This is a genomic window from Bacillus sp. CDB3 (genome assembly GCF_002081505.1).
Taxonomy (GTDB): Bacteria; Bacillota; Bacilli; order Bacillales; family Bacillaceae_G; genus Bacillus_A; species Bacillus_A cereus_AT.
Window position 1 is genome coordinate 15,823 of the sequence record NZ_ALBR01000042.1, and the last position, 22,508, is coordinate 38,330.

Genomic DNA, 22,508 nt, shown 5'->3' on the forward strand with positions numbered 1-22,508 from the left:
CCTTTTATACGCAATTAAAATAAAGCCATTCATAAGAATGGCTTTACAAAAAAACAGCATAACTATGCTGTTTTCCTATGTCAACAATAGTTCAATCGCTTCAATTTTACAAACAGAAATAATTACCGTAATTACCCCAGCACTATTAGCAAGCTTTACAACATCGCAAGTTACTGAAGAAACAGTTCCTTCATAATTATTTCCTATTGTAGTAATACGCACTGCGCTGTTTACTAATTTTTTAAGTTCATCTCTAATTCCTTGTACACAGCAACAATCGCATTTTTTATTTTGTTCTTTTTTACATTCTTCGAAAGCATCCCAACAATCATCTTTTTTACATGTACACTTCTTTTTACAATTATTAAATCGAGAACCCAAAACCTCACCCCCTAATCCTTTCTATTAGTAAAGTATGTCCACAAGCTTAAAAGTGTACGAGACAAACACATAGAAAGGAAAAAACAAACAATTGTATTAGACATTCTTTTCTTTGTTAACTATAAAAATAGGCCTCTAACAATTAGAGGCTTGTTTAATGAGGGGACTTGGATTTAATTCTGCTTAATTTAAAGTTTAGACAACCTCTTTATCAAACTAATCTTTTTTTAATAAGCCAACTCCATTAAGAGTCACCAGCTTTTCCTATTACTTCACATATACATAGGCTTTGTTTGCAGTAATATAGTATGTTGTTCCTTTGGTGTTGTGAAATATACATTCAGAAAAGCGTACTCCAAAATAAGATATTATTTAAAATCATAACGTTTCCTTCAACAAGTGTTTGTTGATTAATATCATAACCAGTAGTTCTCTCAACTATCTCTTGAAAATTAGCTTAGTTTGTATGAATTCTATATCTAGCAGAAAGCACTCTATCATATACAGGTAAAATAATAGGTTAATAAACAAGCCATTCTTTCACTAAAACATAGAATAGTATGAATACTATTAAAGGGAGGTATAAAAGAATGTCCTGGAAAAATGATTGCTGGAGTTCTAAGAAAAAGCATTGTTGTGATGATGATTGGAGTTCTAAGGAAAAGCATTGTTGTGATGATGATTGGAGTTCTAAGGAAAAGCATTGTAATGATGATTGGTGGAAATCTAAAGAAAAGAATCATTGTGATGATGATTGGAGTTCAAAACGAAATAAGTGTCGTTGTAAATGTTTCTTTATTTGTTGTCATTGTAAAAGAAAAAATTGGTAATTCATTCAATGTCAACTTAAAGGAAAGAATATGTCTTTTGTGACCGATAAATACTAGAATGTAATATACAAAAAGCTGACTAAGCATAGTCAGCTTTTTGTATATTAACACGTAGAGATTTAAACAGGCATATATAATTACTGATTGAGTGGGGATTGAGAAAAAATAAGCTAACTCTTATAACACCCCTAATCTATTTTGTTAATAAAAAAGCGAAAACCAAACTACAGAGCAATATAACAATGCCCTTTCTAGTTTGATGTCCGCTGGTTCTTCCAGTAGGACTAAATGTATCATTATTATTATAGAATTTTCTCACATTTTAGTATAGTTCTTATTAAAAAAGGATTATTTTATATAGATTACTATAAGCATCCATAAAGCCAAGGCGCCAATGATAGCGAGCGCTATACGTGTAGATAGTACCCTTAATTCAAAGTCTGTTTTCTTGGAGGGTTCAGGATATGCAATTATGTAGATCCCCTTTAATAATGCAAGCCATGCAATAACCGTTAGAAACCCCTGCCCATACATTATGTAGGATTACAGTACCTAACCCTAGGAAAATCGATAGAAAACCGTACATAATACCCAATCCTCTGTCTTCAACAACTAATTTTTTCAATTCACGTAGTACTGATGGACGTACGAAAAGTATTCCCGATACGATAACCGTTATCCATCCCCAAAACAATCCTAAAAAAGCACTAGTTTCCATCATTAGTTCCCTCCCCTCAATTATTTATATTTCAGATATTCCCTCTTTTAGAACAATTCCAACACCTATATATAGGCTAAATCCTGCTCTTTTTTAATACAAACATGGCATATTCAATGCCCATTCTTAATCAACATATTTCCCTACGAAATGAAATTTTTATATCATTCATCATCTATCCGAATCAACCGAAGTCGCTATGTACTATTACCGTACACTTTTTCATAGTTTGGAGCTAATATGCACCGAAGCCGATTTAATGATTTATTCACCTTTTCACTAACCTCTAAAATTGTCCCCTCTATAATAAAATAATCACCTTGATACGATGTATACTCGTTTGTCCCCTGGAATCATCATTATTCCCCTCCCTATTAAAATAGCGTTTTTGTTGCAAATGATGCTCTCATTAATTTGGACGCATTTACCAGTATTTTAACAAAAAAAAATTCATGATATCGTTAATTAGTCGAGTACGTCATCACTTGATGATTACCGTTAGGAGCCTCGCAGACAATCGGGGTTTCTTTTATTTAAATAATGATTTTGTTTAAACTTTACAAAACTCACCTATATTAATAAAATATCTTCTAAAATTCCTATTGAACATTTATAATACTTTTAAACGGTTTAAATTCTACAATCAGTAATGGAGGCATTTTAATGGGAAACATCCCAAAAGTATCATCACAACAATCAAATCCTAAGATACCCTCACAGCAAGTGAACCCTAACACCCAACAAGGTAATAATAAAAAAACAAGACGCCGTATTATAACTACTTTAGCTTTTATATTACCTATAATTTTTGTCCTTCAATATTCTCTTAATAACCAACAAGAAATGATTAAAGAAAAACAAATCACGGTTAATACGGAGCAACAAAAATTATCTTCTTTAAAGAAGGATGGTCATACCCTTAAAAATGATGTTAAAGTTTTAACAGGTAGTGAAGAAGAAGTTTTAAAATTCGCAAGGAAACTGTATGGATTTTCTAAACCGAATGAAACTATATTTCAAATAACTGAGTAAAATTACACTGCATTATCCAAAAGGCGATATGAAGATAATCGCCTTTTTATATTTAATTTCTAAAGTAATCATACTAATCTCTCTTTCTATCAAATAACTATTTTGTTTAATTTATTAAAATACAACCGCTTGTCCATTGCACTTTGCTCTGTCAGTACATTTACTATTAGTAATACAATTTTTTAGAGGTGATAAATAATGGACGAGTTTTTATCTTTTGTTGCACTTAATCCGGGTTCTATTGGACCTACACTTCCACCTGTTCAACCCTTTCAATTCCCTACCGGTCCCACAGGTTCTACAGGAGCTACTGGTTCAACTGGACCAACCGGACCAACCGGACCAACTGGATCAACTGGATCAACCGGATCAACTGGATCAACTGGATCAACCGGATCAACCGGATCAACCGGATCAACTGGACCAACTGGACCAACTGGACCAACTGGACCAACTGGACCAACTGGACTTAATCTTCCTGCAGGGCCTGCATCTATTACCTTGACTTCTAACGACACCACAGCATGTGTATCCACTCAAGGAAATAATACTTTATTTTTTTCGGGTCAAGTATTAGTAAACGGTAGCCCTACTCCAGGAGTAGTAGTCAGTTTTTCATTTAGTAACCCTTCTCTTGCTTTCATGGTTCCTCTTGCTGTCATTACCAATGCTTCAGGTAACTTTACCGCTGTATTTCTAGCCGCTAATGGGCCTGGAACAGTAACTGTTACTGCTTCACTTCTTGATTCTCCTGGAACAATGGCTAACGTCACTATTACCATTGTGAATTGTCCGTAATGGTTTTATTTTTAAGGACTAAGCAATTTCTGATAAGATGAGCACTGATTTACAGTGCTCATCTTATCATTGGGATGTTCCTTTCAAATGAAATTTCGTAGCATCCAACGAATGGGCTCTAGTTACCACAAATAGAAATGTTCAAGTAATCTCCATTTGTTATCCGTTGTCCTTTTTGAAAGAACCTGTTCCATACAATCGGTTCTATTTAATCTACACCCTACTAAAATAATGCTTTTATTAAGAACTAACGATCTTTATATTTCTTAAGCTTACCATCACTAGTAATTTTTATAATTAGTTAATTTCTCAATATAGTTTATGTATATAAGTCCATTCAAAGATACATAATACCCACGTAACTATAAAAAGGGAAAATACTTGATAAATCCAAACTTTTGCTTTACCCTAATCTCCCTCCAGATGGCGACATATAAATATTCGCCCTTTGTCATCACCTGGTTGTAATTAGTATCTCTCCATTAAATAGACATGCCACAGTATCGTATTTTGATAAAAACTATTAAACAGACATACTTAATATTAATAGTAGAATTTTACTACTTCAAATTTACTTCTTCTCTCTTCTCTTTTTATAAAATTAAAAATGAGCTCTATTTAAATAGAGCTCATTCCTAATTTTATAATTTACTAGACTGTATCCCCTGAATATACGGAACAACTTCAGGATTTACAAGTGAAGATAAGTCTCCTAATTCTTTCCCTAAGTAAGCAGCCTTAATGACGCGTCGCATTACTTTAGAATTACGTGTTTTTGGTAAATCCTCTACAACGTGGATATCTTTTGGACATAATGCTTTTCCGATATGAGAATTTACTAAACTCATTAATTCTTTCTTTAATTCTGCTGTAAATATTACACCATCTCGTAATACTACAAAGCAATGACAAACCTCACCTTTTACTTCGTCAGGTACACCTATTGCAGCTGCTTCTATTACATTATTATGTTTCACAAGAATAGATTCATATTCAGCAGGCCCAATACGTTTTCCAGCAATGTTTAACGTATCATCTGAACGCCCCGTAATAATATATTGCTCACCGTCATAAATGACCCAGTCACCATGAACCCATTTATTTTCAAATCGTGACCAGTATGTGTTTACATAACGCTCATCATCTTCCCAGAAACTTTTCGTCATACCTACCCAAGGTTTTTCTAAACATAATTCTCCGACTTCATCACGAATCGGTTTACCTTGACCATCAAGTACAACCGCTGCCATTCCTGGTAAAGATGCGTTAAAACTAATCGGTGCAATCGGCTTAATTAGGACGTTCCCAAAAATCCCACCTGAAATTTCAGTTCCCCCTGAATAGTTACAGATTGGAACTTTCCCTTTTCCAACCGTTTCAAACAGCCACATCCAAGGGTCTGGATTCCAAGGTTCTCCTGTTGATGCGAATACTTCTAAACTCTTGAGTGAATGTTTATTTACATATTCATCGCCTTTAGCCATTAACGCACGGATTAATGTCGGTGAAATACCTAGGTGAGTAATTTCATATTTATCGACTGCCTCCCATAAACGATCTGCCTCTGGGAAGTCTGGAACACCTTCGTACATAACCATCGTTGCTCCATTAATAAGAGAGCCAAATAGTAAAAATGGTCCCATCATCCAGCCCATATCAGTTACCCACAATACACGGTCGCCTTGTTTTATATTCATTCCAAATCCTGCATCAAATGCAGATTTTAGCGGGAAACCAGCATGCGTGTGTACTGTCCCCTTCGGCTTACCAGTTGTTCCTGATGTATATATAAGCATTAATGGATCATCACTGTTCATTTCTTCAGCATGTATAAATGGTTTTTCTTTTTCTAACGTACTCCATGAAAAATCATAATTATGCGGTGTAAAATCATTTCCTGCATGACGAACAATTACAACTTTTTCAACAGTTGGGCAATGCTCACAAGCTTTATCTACTTCATCTTTTAAAGAAACAATTTTCCCGCGGCGTGAAAAGCCATCTGCGGTAATAATCATTTTTGAACCCGCTGCTTGTACACGTGTCATTACTGCATCAGCAGCAAAACCTGAGAATATTGGTGAAATAATCGCTCCAATTTTCATTACCGCTAACATAGCAACAACTGTTTCAGGAATCATTGGCATGTAAATTGTTACACGATCACCTTTTTCAATACCAGCATGTTTCAAACCGTTGGCAACACGGCTTACCCAGCTGTCAAGCTCTTCATATGTAAATGATTTCGAAGTTCCGTTTTCCCCTTCATACATAAGTGCTGCTTGTGTTTTCGTTTTATCGTCTGCAAGCCAGCGAGATAAAGCAGATTCTACAACGTTACAAGTTCCCTCAGTATACCACTGTGCAAACGGTGTACCATTTTCTAAATCTAACACTTCTGTATATGGTTTCATCCACTGATAGCCAACTGCTCTCTCAGCTTCTCCCCAAAACCAAGCTGTTTCTTCAATTGACTTATTATAAAAAGCTTCGTAATCTTCATAGCCTAATGATTTCATCCAACCAAATAAACGCGTTTTTTCTTTATATTCTTCTGTTGGAAACCAAACTGCTTGTTTCATGTTTTCCCCTCCTTGACTTTTTGAGCAAGAAAGCCCTAAATAGGGCTTTTAAACTGGATATACAGGATGTTTACGATCCGTGAATACTTGATATTTACTCATATACATTTCGAATCGTCCTTTTAACTCTTCACGTAAATTGTTTGGATGAACAATACCATCAATCACCATCTCAGATGCTAAATGATAAATATCAATATCTTTCTTATACTCTTCACGTTTTTCAGCAATGAAGCTTGCACGCTCTTCTTCTGGTAAAGCTGCAATCTTATTTGCATATACAGCATTGACCGCCGCCTCTGGACCCATTACTGCAATAGAAGCTGTCGGTAATGCTAAGCAGCAATCTGGTTCAAATGCTGGACCTGCCATTGCATATAAACCAGCACCGTATGCTTTACGAACAACGATAGAAATTTTCGGTACAGTTGCTTCACTCATTGCAGAGATCATTTTTGCACCGTGACGAATAATACCAGCACGTTCTACTTTCGTACCAATCATAAATCCAGGTACATCCGCAAGGAATAATAGTGGGATATGATATGCATCGCATAAATTAATAAACTTCGCTGCTTTATCAGCTGAATCATGGAATAAAACGCCGCCCTTCATACGCGGCTGATTTGCAATAATGCCAATTGGCTTACCGTCAATACGAGCTAAACCTGTAATTAGTTCTTGGGCAAATAATTTTTTCACTTCAAAGAAAGAACCTTCATCAATTACTCTGTTAATGAGATCTTTCATATTGAAAGGAGCATTTTGGTTTTCTGGAATGATTTCTTCTAACGTTTTATCGAACTGTTTCGGTTCTTGAGGTGTAATCAAAGGAGTCTTTTCTAAATAGTTACTTGGAAAATAAGAAATATATTGTCTTGCTTGCGTAATTGCATCTTCTTCTGTTTTACATAAAACATCTCCGCATCCTGATACTGAGCAATGCATACGTGCTCCGCCCATTTCTTCTAAAGTTACCTTCTCACCGATAACCATTTCAGCCATACGCGGAGACCCTAAATACATAGAAGCATTTCCTTCAACCATCATAACAACATCACAAAATGCTGGAATATATGCGCCACCAGCTGCTGAAGGTCCAAATAATAAACAAATTTGCGGAACTTTACCTGATAATTTCACTTGATTATAAAAGATTCTTCCTGCACCGCGGCGTCCAGGGAACATTTCTACTTGATCGGTAATACGTGCCCCAGCAGAGTCAACTAAATAAAACAATGGCACACGTAATTTTTCAGCCGTTTCTTGAATACGTAAAATCTTTTCAACTGTACGTGCTCCCCATGACCCGGCCTTTACAGTCGAATCATTTGCCATTACGCATGCAGTACGACCATGTATTTTACCAGTCGCAGTTACAACTCCATCAGCTGGTAATCCTGTTTGTTCACAATTTGCAAATAGTGCATCTTCCACATATTCACCATTATCAAATAAAAGAGCTAAACGATCTCGAACAAAGAGTTTTCCTTTTGCTTTGTTTTGTTCATGATATTTCGGTGCCCCGCCTTGCTTAATTGTTTCAACTCGTTCTTCAAATGAATTAGATTGTTGTTTTTGATCTAACATATTTACTCCCCCTTATACATTGGTTTGCGTTTTTCCTTGAATGCCTGTAATCCTTCTAATCTATCTTTCGTATGGATTACGCCCTCATACGCCTGTTTTTCCATTTGTAATCCGGTATGTAAATCTACTTGAATACCATTTGAAATTGCTTCTTTTGCTAATCGAACAGCAATTGGACCATTATTAGCAATTCGATCTGCAATTTCAATTGCTTTCTCTTCTAGTAAATCAGCTGGTACTACGAACTCTACTAAACCATATTCTTTCGCTTCTTGCGCCGAAATACGTCTTCCTGTATAAATTAATTCTTTCGCTCTACCGACTCCAATTAATCTTGGTAAACGCTGCGTACCACCTGCTCCAGGTATAATTGCAAGAGAAGTTTCAGTAAGACCTAGACTTGCAGTGTCAGAAGCAATTCTAAAGTCACAAGCTAAGCTTAATTCAGTACCTCCACCTAGTGCGATTCCATTAATAGCAGCAATAACTGGTTGTGGTAATTGTTCCACCATCTCCATAGTAGAACGAATCATACCCACAGCATGGCGAACTTGTTCTTCACTCATGCCAGCGCGTTCTTTTAAATCAGCACCAGCACAAAATGCTTTTTCACCAGCACCTGTTAGAATTACTACACGAGTATTTGACTCTTCACTTATTTGAGTTAATATGTTTTGTAACTCTTCTAATAACGCTAAAGATAATGAGTTTGCTTGTCTTTCACGATTTAACGAAATCTTTACAACGTGAGGTGTTACATAATCAACTGAAATGTTTTGTAATTGTAGCATCTTCTCACCTACTTATCGTTTTATGTTGAAGCGCTCTATACACATGACTCGGTAATTGGATATTTAATTTACTTTGAATAAATTGACTAGCTCTTAATAACTTCTCTTCATCAATATTCGTTTGGACACCTAACTTATGGAGCATATGAACTAAGTCATCAGTAGCAACATTACCTGATGCTCCTGGTGCATAAGGACATCCTCCGAGCCCACCACAAGAACTATCAAACGTTGTAATACCGTGTTCTAAAGACTTAACTACATTTGCCAGTGCCATTCCATACGTATTATGAAAATGCATGGCAAACTGTGAAGCATCATACTTCTTTAATAAATATTCTAATACTTGATCTACTTGTAATGGATTCGCTACACCAATCGTGTCACCAAGAGAGATTTCATAAATACCGTATGAAAATAGTTGATTACATATTTCGTCAACCGCTTCAATACTTATATCTCCTTCATAAGGACATCCAAATACAGTAGAAACATAACCTCTTACCTTTTTCCCTTCAAATGTTGCCTGTTTTGTTATATCTTCAATTACAGCTAATGCTTCTTTAATTGATTTATTAATATTACTTTTATTATGAGATTCACTTGCTGATAAAAAAACATTCACCTCATCTACATTTTGCAAAAAAGCTCGTTCCAAACCACTTTGATTTGGAACAAGCGCTGCATATGTAACATTTGGATCCCTTTTTAGCTCAGAAAATACATCACTTGCATCTGCTAATGCAGGAACCCATTTAGGGTGAACGAATGAGGAAACTTCAACGTACGATAATCCTGCTTCTGTAAGTAGTTGAATCCATTTTACTTTATCTTTTGTGCCAACAATCTTTTTTTCATTCTGTAAACCATCACGTGGCCCGACTTCTTTAATGACAGCAAAATTAGGTAGTTTCAATTCGCTTCCCCCTATATCTCCCTATTCAATTTCTAGTAATACATCTCCTTCGTTTACAAAGTCGCCTTCTTGCACGTTGATTTTCATAACAGTTCCGGCTTCTTCTGAAACGATTGGAATTTCCATTTTCATAGATTCCAAAATGACGACATCCTGCTCTTCCTCTACTGTATCTCCTACTCCTACAACAATTTTCCAAACATTTCCTGCCATCGATGCATATACTTTCGTCATCATTTTTTCCCCCTTAATATTCATAACTCTTATTTTTTAACAAGTTGTTTCGTTACAAAACCCGTTGTATAAATACCACTTTTGAACACATCGTCTTCCAATACTTGTAGTAACATTGGTGTATTCGTTTTAATACCTTCTACTTTTAACTCTTGTAGCGCATCCTGTAATTTTGATATCGCTTCTTCTCGAGTTTCACCATGAGCGATTACTTTCGCAATCATTGGATCATAGAACGGTGTAATCGTTACTTGATTCTCCAAAAAGTGATCAATACGTACATTTGTCGGTAAAGATAGATCTGTAATCTTCCCAGGTGATGGGAAGAAAGTTTTCGGATCTTCTGCATAAATACGAGCCTCGATGGCATGACCACTACGTTTTACATCATCTTGTGTAAATGATAGCTTCTCACCATATGCAATAAGTAGTTGTTGTTCCACTAGGTCTAACCCAGTAATTTCTTCGGTAACTGGATGTTCTACTTGTAATCTCGTATTCATTTCTAAGAAATAAAAGTTTTTTTGATCATCTACAAGAAACTCAACTGTCCCAGCATTCGTATAACCAAGAGCTTTAGCAGCTTGTACAGCAACTTCTCCCATCGCTTTTCGTGTACCTTCATCTAAAAATGGTGAAGGCGCTTCTTCAATCACTTTTTGATTTCGGCGCTGTACTGAACATTCGCGTTCCCATAAATACACTGTATTACCATGTGAATCTGCTAAAAGCTGAATTTCAATATGATGTGCATCTGCAATATATCGCTCTAAATACATTTCTCCGTTACCAAAGAAGTTTTGCGCTCTTGTCTTATTACTTTCAAATGCTTTGGTGAGCGTTTGCTCAGTTTCCATCAACTGCATTCCAATGCCTCCGCCGCCCGCGGATGCCTTAAGCATTAATGGATAACCAATTTGTTTTGCAATTTCAATTGCCTCTTCAGCAGTTTCAATATTTGTAGTAATACCCGGAACTACTGGTACATCTGCTGCTTGCATCGCTAAACGTGATTCAATTTTACTTCCCATCTTAGTAATGATTTCTTCTGAAGGACCGATAAATACAATTCCTTCTTCTTTACAGCGAATCGGAAAAGATGGATTCTCTGATAATAATCCGTATCCTGGATGGATTGCTTCAGCTTTTGACTTCTTAGCTATTTCTATAATTTTTTCAAGGTTTAAATAGCTTTCTTGGACACGCGGGCCGCCTACTAAGTAAGATTCATTTGCCATTTTTACATGAAGGGCATTTTCATCAGCCTCAGAATAAATAGCAACAGTGCGAATGCCAAGTTTTTGACAAGTTTTTATAATGCGGACTGCGATTTCCCCGCGATTTGCAATTAATATTTTTTGAAACATAGTGATTCCTCCTTTTTATCTACATCCTAAATGTCTTGCAATTACGAGACGTTGAATTTCAGAAGTACCTTCACCAATTTCTAACAGTTTTGCATCACGAATATGTCGTTCAACTTCATATTCACGCATATAGCCATATCCACCATGAATTTGTACTGCATGATTCGCTATACGACTTGCTGCTTCAGATGCAAACAATTTTGCCATAGCCGCTTCTTTACCGAAAGGTTTATCATTATCTTTTAACCAAGCTGCTTTATGTACTAAATTACGCGCTAATTCCACTTCAGTCGCCATATCAGCTAATTTAAATTGAATCGCTTGGAAATTAGAAATCGTTTTTCCAAATTGTTGACGTTCTTTCGCATATTGCAGAGCACGTTCAAATGCAGATTGTGCAATACCTACTGCTAATGCCGCAATTGAAATACGTCCTCCATCAAGTGTATATAAGAATTGTTTAAATCCTTTATTAACATCACCAAGAATATTTTCTTTCGGTACACGTACACCATCAAGTACGATTTCACAAGTATTAGAAGCACGAACACCCATCTTATCGTAAGGACTTGAGATTGTTAATCCTTCACTTGTAGTCGGTACAATGAATGCAGAAATACGTTTTTTACCATTCTCTTCAAAACCGTTGATAGCGGTTACAATAATTGTATTTGCGTACTCTGCATTTGTAATCCAACACTTTTCGCCACTAATTACATATTCATCGCCATCTAAAATAGCTTTCGTTTGAGTGCCACCTGCATCAGATCCAGCGTTCGGCTCTGTTAATCCGAAAGCACCTAATGTTTTACCTGACGCCATTGGAACTAAATACTTTTGTTTTTGTTCTTCTGTACCGAAATAATAAATTGGAGAAGCACCTAATGAAATTGTTGCAGCATAGCTTAAACCAGTACCACCACAAGCACGACCAATTTCTTCAACTGCTAGTGCGTACGATACAGTATCGCCACCTGAACCTCCATACTCTTCCGGGAATGGGATGCCTAATAATCCTAGTTCGCCCATTTTTTGAAATGTTTCATATGGAAATTCCGCAGTTTTGTCATAATATACAGCTTTCGGTGCGATTTCCTTTTCAGCAAAGTCACGTACCATTTCTTTAATCATTTGTTTTTCGCGAGTTAGAGTAAATTCCATTACGCTACACACCCCTTATCGAATATTGAGTTTCGACAGCGTGCGAGTTACTACTACAAACATTACTTCTTAAAAGACATGAATATTAGTTAGACAATTGCTATAATTCTGTCATAACTTAATTTTAAAACAGATTCTGTACCAATGCACAAAAAAATTCCTACATTGTTCTACAACAACATAGGAATTTTCTTGTCGAATTATGTATTATATTGTTTAATAATCTCTACCTTTTCCCAAATCAGAAATTTTTACTAATGCTTCAGCGTATGGTTCGAAATATGTTTGTCTTCATAAATACTTTTCATCAAATCGAATAGCCCATGTTTTTAAAATTACAAGTAAACTACTAAGAGGGATTTTCTTTTCAAAATACCTCTATAGCAACTCTAAAAAATGAGTTTTTCTTGTTTTTTAGAGTTGTTTTAAAATATCCGAAAATGTGCTCACATACATTTACATTTGATGAATAGCGGGGCGCGCGCATAAATAATTCATTTAAAGTCTTCTCATAGTTGTCAAATACAACTTCAACCATTTCATTTTTAAAAATTTGCAATAATACGCCCTAATTCTTTTTGTTTCTCCTGATTTTATACCATAAATATATACTAATAATCTAATTGAAACGCTACAAGTTCTTTTATGTTTTTAGTATATTTAATCATTTTGTAATGCGCGATTGTAAAAGAAATACTCTCTTATAATAAAATTCGACAATCTACCTTCTTCTTCAATTAGAAGATGTGAAAATTTTTTTATTACTGCTCCGCCTAATTATCCAGTTCCTTTTCCTTTTACTGGTCCTTTTTCAAAACTAGAATAAATTTCCACATAAAAAGTGCCATAACTTGGCGAACGATTCTTCAAAATAAAACCGTCAACTTCAAATAATGTTTGTAAAAACGCATTTGAAAATTGCTCCATGTTTTCAGTTACATCTTCTCATGTCGACGGTTGCACAAGTTTATTCAAACCGTTTTCTTCTACAATTCGTATCGTTTCACGAGGGACGCCTAAACCAATCTCTACTTCAGGACAAACAAGGGATAAATGTAACAAATGGCTGCAAGCTTCGAATTCTTATATCTTAAATAATCTCTCCACTATAGCGACAGGCATCTAATTCTAAACATTTACTTACAACAATTGTCGGTTTAGCAAATTGATGCATCACATTACCTCCGTGGCGTAAGTCCATACAATATAAATTGAATCGTATTTTCAATTTCCACTTCATCATCCCATTTCTCTTCAGGCAATAATAAAAACCTCGTTAAGAGAAATCCTAGTACAGCTGATAAAGTAAGACGTAATACGGAAGATGGTGGCATTTCAATAATTTCCCGTTCTTCTTGAAACTTTACAATTAACTTTTTAAAATGTGAAAGCAGTTCTGTTTCTACTAATTGTTGTATTTCACTTTTTAGTTCCGGCTGAAATGGTACTTCTTGAATTAGTATTTTTATCATTGGAAAATGCTTTTTGGCAAATTCAAACCTATTATGAATTACTACTCTTAAAAGACCTTCATACGATTCATAATTTGTTTTAAATATTTCCTTGGCAAAAGCTTGTATGAAAAATGGCGCAGCGAACTTTGTTAAGGTCGGCATCACAACTGCAAACAATAAATCTTTTTTCGTCTTATAGTAGCGGAAGATTGTTCCTTCCGCTACACCCGCACGCTTTGCAATTTCACTCGTTGAAGTTGAGGCGTATCCTTTTTCTCCAAACATATCAACAGCTGCCTCTAATATACGCATTTGACGTTCATTACGTTTATCAGTATTCGTTGCGGCAACTAATTCTTCCAGCCAATCCTTCTTCATTTATAATGCTCCTTTTTATCTTCATTATATTTTGCGATGTTTTTTTAAAGCAAATACATTTCCTACTGCAAATAATAGTGAAAAAAGAAGTAAAACAGTAAGATCTAAAGCAATTTCTGTAAACCCTTGATTCCGAATCATTATTTGTCTCATTGCGTCAGCACCATATGTGAGTGGGAATAATTTCCCTAACATTTGTAACCACTTATTCATGGATTCCATTGGAAACAATCCAGAAAAGAAGACTTGAGGTACAATTACAAGCGGTATAAACTGAATCATTTGAAATTCATTATTTGCGTATGCCGATAAAAATGTCCCTAATGTTAGTGCAGTTAAAGATAGCATACATGTAGTAAGTAGCGTTAGCCATATAGAGCCAGCTACATAAAGGTCTAAAATATAAACTGAAAAACTTACGATAATAATAGATTGTATAAATGCAAAAATTCCAAAACCAATAATATATCCTACAACTATTTCCCATCTTCTTACCGGAGTGGATAATAGCCTTTCTAAAGTGCCACTTAAACGTTCTCTTACGAAAGATACTCCTGACAATATGAATACAAAGAAAAATGTAAAAAAACCGATTAATACTGGCCCAAGCCCATCAAACATCGTAAAGTCTTTAGAACCATGTAAATACTCCACTTCAGGTTTCATAATCGATACATCATTCTTCTCTGTGCTCTTTTGCAATACTTGCAGTACAGCACGATTTTTTGATGAATCACTGCCTTCTAATAGAAGATTCATTTTTCCATTCTCTAAATAGATCACTGCATCCACCTTTTGCTTTTCTAATTCAGAATATGCCTTTTCTTTTTCATATTCATAAATTGATGCTTCTTGATTCTTCATCGCCTTCACTATTGGAGCCGGCACATCCACAACAGCGATATGTGGTATATAATCTTTTTGTGTAAACACGAGAGACAATAACCAAAGTAATAACATTGGTGCCCCAAACATCATTGCTAAAGAACGTTTATCTCGAAAAAATTGACGGATGATTCGGATGACTACACCATTAACTCTCATGATTCAATCACTCCTTCTAACATAAAGACATCTTCAATTCGTCCAGATGATGTTTGTTTTTTTAATTCCTCAGGTGTACCAATCGCAACTAACTTCCCTTCTCTAATTAGCCCTAGACGTTCGCAAAACTCTGCTTCATCCATAATGTGCGTTGTTACAATAATAGTTGTCCCTTTCTTTTTAAGATCATAAAACTTCTCCCAAATCGACTTTCGAAGAATAGGATCTATCCCAACTGTTGGCTCATCTAAAATCAATATTTCTGGTTCATGAAGGAGTGCTATCGCCAGTGATAGACGTTTTTTCATTCCACCTGAAAATTGCTGTACTTGCATTTTCATATGCTCAGTTAATTGTACAAGTTCAAAAACTTCTACAATTCTCTCTTTCTTACGCTTACCTTTTAATCCATACATTGTTGCAATAAAATCTGCATTTTCATATGCCGATAGTTCTTCGTATAATGCATCAGCCTGAGCCATATAACCAATTCTTTTCATGCCATTTAAATTAGGCATGTTTGTATTAAAAACAATTACATCTCCTGTAGTTGATTCATTAATACCTGCAATCATTTTAATGAGTGTTGTTTTCCCTGATCCGGAAGGTCCGACCAATCCAAAAATTTCTGCCTTTTCTACTTGCAATGAAAGGTTATACAAAACTTCTTTTTTCCCAAAACTTTTTGATACATCTCGTAAAATAATTGAACTTTGTTGCACTCTAAATCCCCCTTTTCTATAAAATGAGTGAGTACTCACTTTTATTTTACTCTTGAGTTATTATATGTCAAACTTTACTAATAAATATTTTTTCTGTTAATAACTAAAACAATGAAACAGAGTCGACATTAGAATACTTTTTCTGAAAGTCGACTCTGTTTCATTGTAAATCATTCGATTTTGTTTATGTTTTTAAATTTAAATACTTTCTAATTCTAGCAACATCTAATGAATATTCGATAACTATTTGCTGTATTGGCAAAATAACTGTTTCCGGATATAAATGTGCATACTGTAAAGTTTCTGCATACTTTTCTAATCTTTTTTCTAAATACTTTACAATTTGTTCAGGATGACTTACTAATAAAGACTTACAATAATAATGAATTTGTTCCTCAATCGCCGTATATTCCTCAATTTCAAATTCTTTATGCATTTGTACACCCCTTTATATTTTAATTACGTCTAATATTGACCATTTCAATTCGACACTCTTAATTTTTGATTATTTAAACTATAACAACTTATTGAGTCAAATTTTGTTACTTTATGTAGCGAGGAGAAAATTTAACAAAATTGTAATGGAAACTTGTACTGAAGAAAAATTAGCTTTAAATTATTCCCCTGAACAAAAAAGCCGTACAGATTAATTTAACTGCACGACTACAATCTCGGGTCTATTAAAGATTCTTTGCGGAATGGTACTATTACCTAATCCTCTACTAACTATCATTGATGTACTTTGTTTTTCATATAAACCCGCTGTATATTTAGGTAATATACCTTGATTAGGAGCAACCAACCCACCTATAAATGGTAGTCTTACTTGTCCGCCATGGGCATGCCCAGATAAAACTAAATCTATTTTTTCCTCAGTATACACATTTAAAAATTCAGGTCTATGAGAAAGTAGTACCTTATATCCATCTGGATTTACTTCATTTTTCGCTTTAGCAATCTCATTTTTCACTATAGATCCTTCATTATGATTTCCACTAGTAAACTCAGGATCATCTATACCTAACAAATATATTTCCTGTCCGTCTTTTTGAATGTTTATATGTTCATTTCTTAAAACAGTGACATGATGCTTCTTCAATTCTGTCTCTAAACTGTTATATTGCCCTGACCACTTTTCATGATTCCCTGTCACAAAATATACCGGATACTCCTTTACAAGCTCTCGTACTACTTGCAAACTAACTTCTGCATCGTATGATTTACTATCTATTAAATCACCCGTTATAGTAATAATGTCCGGTTGAATACTTTTTACTTTTTTAATTAACACGTCTTGATTATCACCAAACATTTTATTATGTAAGTCTGAAAGCTGGAGAATTTTAAAGCCTTTAAAAGAGGAGGGGATTTTACTAGATGTTATTTTAATTTCACTTACACTTATTAAATTGTTCTGCAAATATAAAAATATACTAATACCCGCTAATGTACCAATAATAAATATGATTCTATTAATATTTTTTTCATAGTTTCTCCTAAAAGGTTTTCATTAATTTAACATATAGAATTATTTCTCTAATTATTTTCAGCACCAAAATCCATAACTATTTCCTTACTACTTTATTACCTTAACTTGTATTAATCTGTTTTCCATAACGATAACACAAATATCGAGTTCGGATCACCATAACATTGGAACCTTGAATGGCTTCGTATGTCTTCCTGTTATATATTACCTTAGGAAAGTTTGTACTTACTTTTGATATTAACGCTAATGTAACCTTAATAGAAAAAGAATCGGCCATTTCAACTTATAGACATGCCCTTTTATTAAAAAATTTTCACAAGCATGATGCTTCGATAAAAAACAAAAAGGACTGTATTTGATATTATCCCCTTTAGGTAGACAGTGTAAAAAGACCATGAACATACATGGATGTTACACTATTACTTGGAGGGGATTTTTCATGACTAAAAAAGGTTCAACATTTAATACCTATTCAGAAGAATTAAAGTTATCAGCTGTTCAAAGTTATTTAAACGGTGAAGGAAGTTACAATATGATAAAGGAAAGATATCAGATTAGAAGTTCTACCCAGCTTAAAAATTGGGTCAAAAAATATAAAGAATGTGGTGAGATTACAGATACTCGCGGGAAAAATGGGGGAATGAAAGGTATACCAAACCCTCTAAAAGGAAAACGTGTTTATTTTAAGACGATTGAAGAGGAACGTGACTACTATAAAGCGCAGGTTGAATATTTAAAAAAGCAGTATCCAAATCTATAAATGGAGGCGTACTAAAACATAAAGAGAGATATCATATCATTGAATCATTAAAGACAAAGTATCCAGTTATATGGCTTACGAAATTTGCGGGTGTACATCGTTCCAGTTACTATAAGTGGATTCATACCAAAGGTATGGAAAACATACGACTAAAATCCGAGAAACGACTAAAAAAGGTAATGCGATCTATTCACGTAAAGCACAAAGAATATGGTTATCCACGTATGAAAATCGCTTTACAGGAAGAGGGATATTTTATAAATCACAAAAAAGTATATCGCTTAATGAGTGAGCTCAATATTCAATCTATTATTCGAAAGAAGCGTCGCTTCTTTAAAGGGAACTATTCCAATGTTTTTCCGAATGTTTTAAACCGTGAATTTAAAGATCGCCAACAAAATGAGGCACTTGTTACAGATATTACTTACCTACGATTCCAAGAGGGATTTCGGTATCTTTCTGTTGTCCAAGATATTTATAATAACGAAGTTGTTTCTTGGAAAATATCCAAGCGGAATGATAATGAACTTGTATTAGATACAATTGAAATGGTGGCACAAAAAAGAGATGTGCGTGGAACCATTCTCCATTCAGATCAGGGATTCCAGTACACATCTCATGCCTACAATAAACGACTTTCCGATTTAGGTATCATTGGTAGCCACTCTCGCAAAGGAAACTGCCATGATAACGCTTGTATCGAGTCATTTTTCTCCCATTTTAAATCGGAGATGTTGTATTTGAATCATTTTAAAACAGAAGAAGATTTAATACAAGCAATTGAAGAATATATTTACTTTTATAACTATAAACGGTTCCAAAAACGACTCAACCATCGAGCGCCGATAGAATATCGAATCTCGATGGCTGCTTAGTCTTTTTAACATTGTCTACTTGACAGGGATAAGACCATTCCAGTCCTCTTTGTTTTTTAATGTTATCAATTTAAAAACCTTCAGCATACACATTTTGATAAAGTCTCAACCTGTCTTGTTAGTTTAGTAGGCATTTAGCTTTTTTCTCTTCCCTTATATTTATTATCTCCGAATCTGTCCATTCCCACGAATCATATATTTTGTGGAAGTCAATGCAGGAAGCCCCATTGGTCCCCTTACGTGTAGCTTTTGCGTACTGATGCCGATTTCTGCGCCGAAGCCGAATTCAAAACCATCAGTAAATCGTGTCGAAGCATTATGGTAGAGTGCCGCAGCATCGACGGATGTGAAAAACTTGCTAACGTTTTCTTCACTCTCTGTAATAATCGCTTCAGAATGCATGGATCCATAAGTATTGATATGATTAATCGCTTCTTCAGCAGAGGAAACTATTTTGACTGCTAGCGTGAGAGATAAAAATTCTGTCCCCCAGTCTTCTTCTATAGCGGGTACAATAGAAGCATCAATTGCCAATACTTTATTATCTCCACGTAGTTCTACTCCTCTTTCCTTTAACGAAGAAAACAGTTCGTTACCAAATCGATGTCCCCAATTTTCATGAAGTATAATCGTTTCAATTGCATTACATACAGATGGACGCTGCGTTTTGGCGTTTATGATAATATCAAATGCCATTTGTTTATCTGCAGTTTCATCAATAAAAACATGACAATTCCCTGCACCAGTTTCCAATACCGGAACAGATGCTTCTCTCACTACAGTATCGATTAACTGTTTACCACCTCTTGGGATAAGAACATCCAAGTACTCGTTTAGTGTAAACAGCTGCTTTGCACTATCTCGCGTTGTATCTTCTATGAGCTGCACACTTTCTGGAGGCAAGCTTGTTTGTTTGAGTGCTCGGTGAATAACGGCAACGATGGCTTTGTTAGAATTGATAGCAGAAGAACTACCACGTAATATGACTGCGTTTCCTGTTTTCAAACATATTGTAGCAGCATCTACCGTTACATTTGGCCTTGCCTCGTAAATCATCCCAACAACACCAAGTGGTACACGCATCTCCTGAATAGATAGTCCATTTGGTCGCTCCCATTCGCTTACACATTCTCCAACAGGATCACGTAATTCAATTAGCTGCTTAATTCCCTCTGCCATATCAATAATACGCTGCTCATTAAGCATAAGACGATCAAGAAGAGAATGAGAAAATCCTTTCGCCTTACCCTCTTCAATATCCCGTTTGTTTCCCTCTAAAATATAAGCTGTTTCTACTATTAGCCTTTCAGCAATTGAAGCAAGTGCTTCGTTTTTTGATTGGTTGATTTAAGCACAAGATCCCTAGCAATTTCTTTCGCTTTTTTCCCTTTGCCAACACTTCATTCATTTTTATTTCCTCCTTTTTAAAGATTACAGTTTGAGAGCCCTTTAACACCAGTATCTAAATCTTTCTTGTATTAGAATTAAAGCTTAAAATGAAACCCAATGATCCCTATGAATGACTTCATAATTATGCCTTTCGCCTCTTGCTTGAATATCTTGGCTTTGCATACCTTTTACAGCCCCTAGTTCCTCTGCGTTATATGTGCATTGTCCTTTTCCAATTACGCGCCCTTGTTGCGTGATTACTTCTACGACTTCACCCACTTTGAAAAATCCTGATACATTCGTAACACCAGCAGGAAGAAGACTCTTACCATGCTGAATGATAGCAGTAGCTGCTCCGGCATCTACTTCAATTTGTCCGCTAACAAGCGAATGCAAGGCGATCCATTGCTTGTTCATCTTCATTTCTTTTTGAGGAGCATTTCCGACATACGTTCCATCACCTTTGCCCTTCAAAACATCTACAAACTTCTCTTGTCCACGTCCTGTTCCGATAAATACACTCACGCCAAGAGAGAGTGCTGTCTTCGCAGCATCAATTTTTGATTTCATACCGCCAGTCCCAAGTTTTGATCCAGCATCTCCTGCAAGAGAAGCGATTTCTTCCGTAACTTCAGGAAGGAAATAATATTTTTTCGCATCTGCATTTTTCTGAGGATTTTTGTCATATAAACCGTTCACATCCGTAAAAATCATAAGCATATCCGCCGAAACAAGCCCGCTTACTAAAGCTGACAGCATATCATTATCACCGAATGTCAGCTCCTCTAAAGAGATGGAATCATTTTCATTAATTATTGGAAGAGCAGAACGGTTTAGTAACTCTCCTAAAGTAGCGTAAGCATTACTATATTGTTCTTTTCTAGAAAAATCACTTCTCGTCAGCAAGAGTTGCGCAGTAACGATACCATACTTACGGAATTCCTCCGTGTACGCCTGCATTAACAAACTTTGTCCGACAGCCGCAGCAGCCTGTTTTCCTTTAATTGTCACAGGTCTGCTAGGATACCCTAGAGCAGAAAAACCTGCAGCGACGGCCCCAGATGTAATTAACAAAACTTCATGCCCTTCCTCTTTCAATCGAGCCAATGCGGCAACATGATCTGAAAGTTGTTCTTTAGAAATGCCTCCATGACTATCTGCTAGAGAGCTACTCCCAATCTTTACAACAATTCGTTGTTTTTTCACTTTTGTATCCCCCAAGTCTAAAATCAAATTTTTTTATAAATTACACTTCTATTCATACAGCTTGCAGCGATTTCTATTCTCACCAATGCTGCACCTAGCCTATTAAAGAGCAAAATAAAAATGACCGCTTCGCCCTTAATAAAATAAAAAGGACGAAACGGTCATTGTTCCGCGGTACCACCTTAATTGATATACATAGATATCCACTTGGCGCCTATAACGCAGGCGTACGCCTAAACTTTCATTTAAGACTCAGGGATAGGTTCGATACATTCTATACGAGGAATCTTTCAGCCGGTGAATTCCACTCTCTTTCGTAAGAAGACATATGTACTAATTCCCTTCAACGATTTTCGATCTAATTTTTTTATATTATGCGATATTGTTTGTTTTTGTGTCAAGAGATATTTTGAAAAATTATTAGTGCGACAAGTTTTTAGTATAAAATTATGAATATCACCACTTCTTAAAAATGTGGATTTAACTATACCTTATCGTTTATTCATCAACATACAGCCTTCTAGCATGCAACACATAGAGCTAGTTATGTTACAAATCCTAAAACTTCTCCTCATTCCTTATACAAAAAATAGAATGTATTGCTATTATCAAACACAATCTTTGATGTTATCAAGTGTAGACAATACAAAATATTAAATTTTACTGCATGTACTTATATAGTTTCAAATAAAATTAATTTATTTATTTTTAGTATTGCAAAAAGGACTATACTCTCTTAAAATATTTCTTTATATTGTATGGGATATTATTTAACTTTTTCAGAATAATAT

The 22,508-nt window shown here is 35.2% G+C and carries 19 protein-coding genes, 4 pseudogenes and 1 other annotated feature; of the genes and pseudogenes, 4 read left to right on the forward strand and 19 right to left on the reverse strand.

Annotation, left to right across the window (positions count from 1 at the left end):
* Positions 1–75: 75 nt before the first annotated feature.
* Positions 76–381 carry an exosporium protein ExsK gene (gene exsK / locus CDB3_RS11670; RefSeq protein WP_128854600.1) on the reverse strand — a complete coding sequence of 102 codons (306 nt, stop codon included), beginning with the start codon at positions 379–381 and terminating at the stop codon, positions 76–78.
* A gap of 603 nt (positions 382–984) precedes the next feature.
* On the opposite strand from exsK, the gene CDB3_RS11675 reads away from it, so the two are divergent.
* On the forward strand, positions 985–1,254 hold the full coding sequence (locus CDB3_RS11675) for a hypothetical protein (protein WP_128854601.1): 270 nt from the start codon (positions 985–987) through the stop codon (positions 1,252–1,254).
* Positions 1,255–1,559: 305 nt separating this feature from the next.
* Here CDB3_RS11675 and CDB3_RS11680 read toward each other — a convergent pair.
* Positions 1,560–1,929: pseudogene (locus CDB3_RS11680) on the reverse strand (hypothetical protein).
* A gap of 663 nt (positions 1,930–2,592) precedes the next feature.
* Here CDB3_RS11680 and CDB3_RS11685 point away from each other — a divergent pair.
* Together CDB3_RS11685 and CDB3_RS32295 are read left to right on the forward strand one after the other, a co-directional pair.
* Entirely contained in the window at positions 2,593–2,961 is a 369-nt protein-coding gene (locus CDB3_RS11685; RefSeq protein WP_128854602.1) for an FtsB family cell division protein, read from the forward strand.
* 198 nt (positions 2,962–3,159) lie between these two features.
* A pseudogene (locus CDB3_RS32295) lies at positions 3,160–3,216 on the forward strand (exosporium leader peptide-containing protein); the annotation flags it as partial.
* A 17-nt stretch (positions 3,217–3,233) separates the two neighbouring features.
* Here the strand turns inward: CDB3_RS32295 and CDB3_RS32300 are convergent.
* From CDB3_RS32300 to CDB3_RS11755, 15 genes and pseudogenes are all read right to left on the reverse strand, one after another.
* Positions 3,234–3,482, reverse strand: a complete 249-nt coding sequence (locus CDB3_RS32300; RefSeq protein ID WP_256869762.1) for a hypothetical protein — start codon at positions 3,480–3,482, stop codon at positions 3,234–3,236.
* A gap of 45 nt (positions 3,483–3,527) precedes the next feature.
* Complete coding sequence (locus CDB3_RS32305; RefSeq protein WP_002085442.1) at positions 3,528–3,743, reverse strand: hypothetical protein; 216 nt, start codon at positions 3,741–3,743, stop codon at positions 3,528–3,530.
* Positions 3,744–4,400: 657 nt separating this feature from the next.
* Positions 4,401–6,341, reverse strand: coding sequence for an AMP-binding protein (locus tag CDB3_RS11695; RefSeq protein ID WP_128854604.1), 1,941 nt, complete (start codon positions 6,339–6,341; stop codon positions 4,401–4,403).
* A 48-nt stretch (positions 6,342–6,389) separates the two neighbouring features.
* Entirely contained in the window at positions 6,390–7,931 is a 1,542-nt protein-coding gene (locus CDB3_RS11700) for an acyl-CoA carboxylase subunit beta (RefSeq protein WP_128854605.1), read from the reverse strand.
* A 2-nt stretch (positions 7,932–7,933) separates the two neighbouring features.
* Positions 7,934–8,722 (reverse strand): enoyl-CoA hydratase, encoded by a 789-nt coding sequence (locus CDB3_RS11705; protein WP_097829190.1) that lies wholly within the window; start codon positions 8,720–8,722, stop codon positions 7,934–7,936.
* Positions 8,723–8,726: 4 nt separating this feature from the next.
* Positions 8,727–9,638: a hydroxymethylglutaryl-CoA lyase gene (gene mvaB / locus CDB3_RS11710; RefSeq protein ID WP_128854606.1), complete on the reverse strand. Its 912-nt coding sequence runs from the start codon at positions 9,636–9,638 to the stop codon at positions 8,727–8,729.
* A 21-nt stretch (positions 9,639–9,659) separates the two neighbouring features.
* Complete coding sequence (locus CDB3_RS11715) at positions 9,660–9,875, reverse strand: acetyl-CoA carboxylase biotin carboxyl carrier protein subunit (RefSeq protein ID WP_001985297.1); 216 nt, start codon at positions 9,873–9,875, stop codon at positions 9,660–9,662.
* 26 nt (positions 9,876–9,901) lie between these two features.
* A complete protein-coding gene (locus tag CDB3_RS11720; protein ID WP_128854607.1) occupies positions 9,902–11,239 on the reverse strand; it encodes an acetyl-CoA carboxylase biotin carboxylase subunit in 1,338 nt (445 codons plus the stop codon).
* A gap of 15 nt (positions 11,240–11,254) precedes the next feature.
* Positions 11,255–12,400: an acyl-CoA dehydrogenase gene (locus tag CDB3_RS11725; protein WP_128854608.1), complete on the reverse strand. Its 1,146-nt coding sequence runs from the start codon at positions 12,398–12,400 to the stop codon at positions 11,255–11,257.
* Between the two features lie 216 nt (positions 12,401–12,616).
* Positions 12,617–13,487: pseudogene (locus CDB3_RS11730) on the reverse strand (YbgA family protein).
* A 91-nt stretch (positions 13,488–13,578) separates the two neighbouring features.
* On the reverse strand, positions 13,579–14,232 hold the full coding sequence (locus CDB3_RS11735; RefSeq protein WP_097829187.1) for a TetR/AcrR family transcriptional regulator: 654 nt from the start codon (positions 14,230–14,232) through the stop codon (positions 13,579–13,581).
* 24 nt (positions 14,233–14,256) lie between these two features.
* Complete coding sequence (locus CDB3_RS11740; RefSeq protein WP_128854609.1) at positions 14,257–15,276, reverse strand: ABC transporter permease; 1,020 nt, start codon at positions 15,274–15,276, stop codon at positions 14,257–14,259.
* Complete coding sequence (locus CDB3_RS11745; RefSeq protein ID WP_128854610.1) at positions 15,273–15,998, reverse strand: ABC transporter ATP-binding protein; 726 nt, start codon at positions 15,996–15,998, stop codon at positions 15,273–15,275. The genes CDB3_RS11740 and CDB3_RS11745 overlap by 4 nt, the downstream gene beginning before the upstream one ends.
* A gap of 184 nt (positions 15,999–16,182) precedes the next feature.
* Positions 16,183–16,434, reverse strand: a complete 252-nt coding sequence (locus tag CDB3_RS11750; RefSeq protein WP_071745955.1) for a hypothetical protein — start codon at positions 16,432–16,434, stop codon at positions 16,183–16,185.
* 210 nt (positions 16,435–16,644) lie between these two features.
* Positions 16,645–17,475, reverse strand: coding sequence for a metallophosphoesterase (locus CDB3_RS11755; RefSeq protein ID WP_128854611.1), 831 nt, complete (start codon positions 17,473–17,475; stop codon positions 16,645–16,647).
* 451 nt (positions 17,476–17,926) lie between these two features.
* On the opposite strand from CDB3_RS11755, the gene CDB3_RS11760 reads away from it, so the two are divergent.
* Positions 17,927–19,122 (forward strand): IS3 family transposase gene (locus CDB3_RS11760; protein ID WP_372708537.1). Its coding sequence is split into 2 segments (ribosomal slippage): positions 17,927–18,221 and positions 18,221–19,122, totalling 1,197 coding nucleotides; the frame shifts between segments, so codons are not numbered across the junction.
* Positions 19,123–19,284: 162 nt separating this feature from the next.
* Here CDB3_RS11760 and CDB3_RS11765 read toward each other — a convergent pair.
* Both CDB3_RS11765 and proB read right to left on the reverse strand, forming a co-directional pair.
* A pseudogene (locus CDB3_RS11765) lies at positions 19,285–20,530 on the reverse strand (glutamate-5-semialdehyde dehydrogenase).
* Between the two features lie 83 nt (positions 20,531–20,613).
* Positions 20,614–21,717, reverse strand: a complete 1,104-nt coding sequence (gene proB, locus CDB3_RS11770) for a glutamate 5-kinase (RefSeq protein ID WP_016129458.1) — start codon at positions 21,715–21,717, stop codon at positions 20,614–20,616.
* A 145-nt stretch (positions 21,718–21,862) separates the two neighbouring features.
* Positions 21,863–22,073: a binding site (T-box leader), on the reverse strand.
* Positions 22,074–22,508 lie beyond the last annotated feature (435 nt).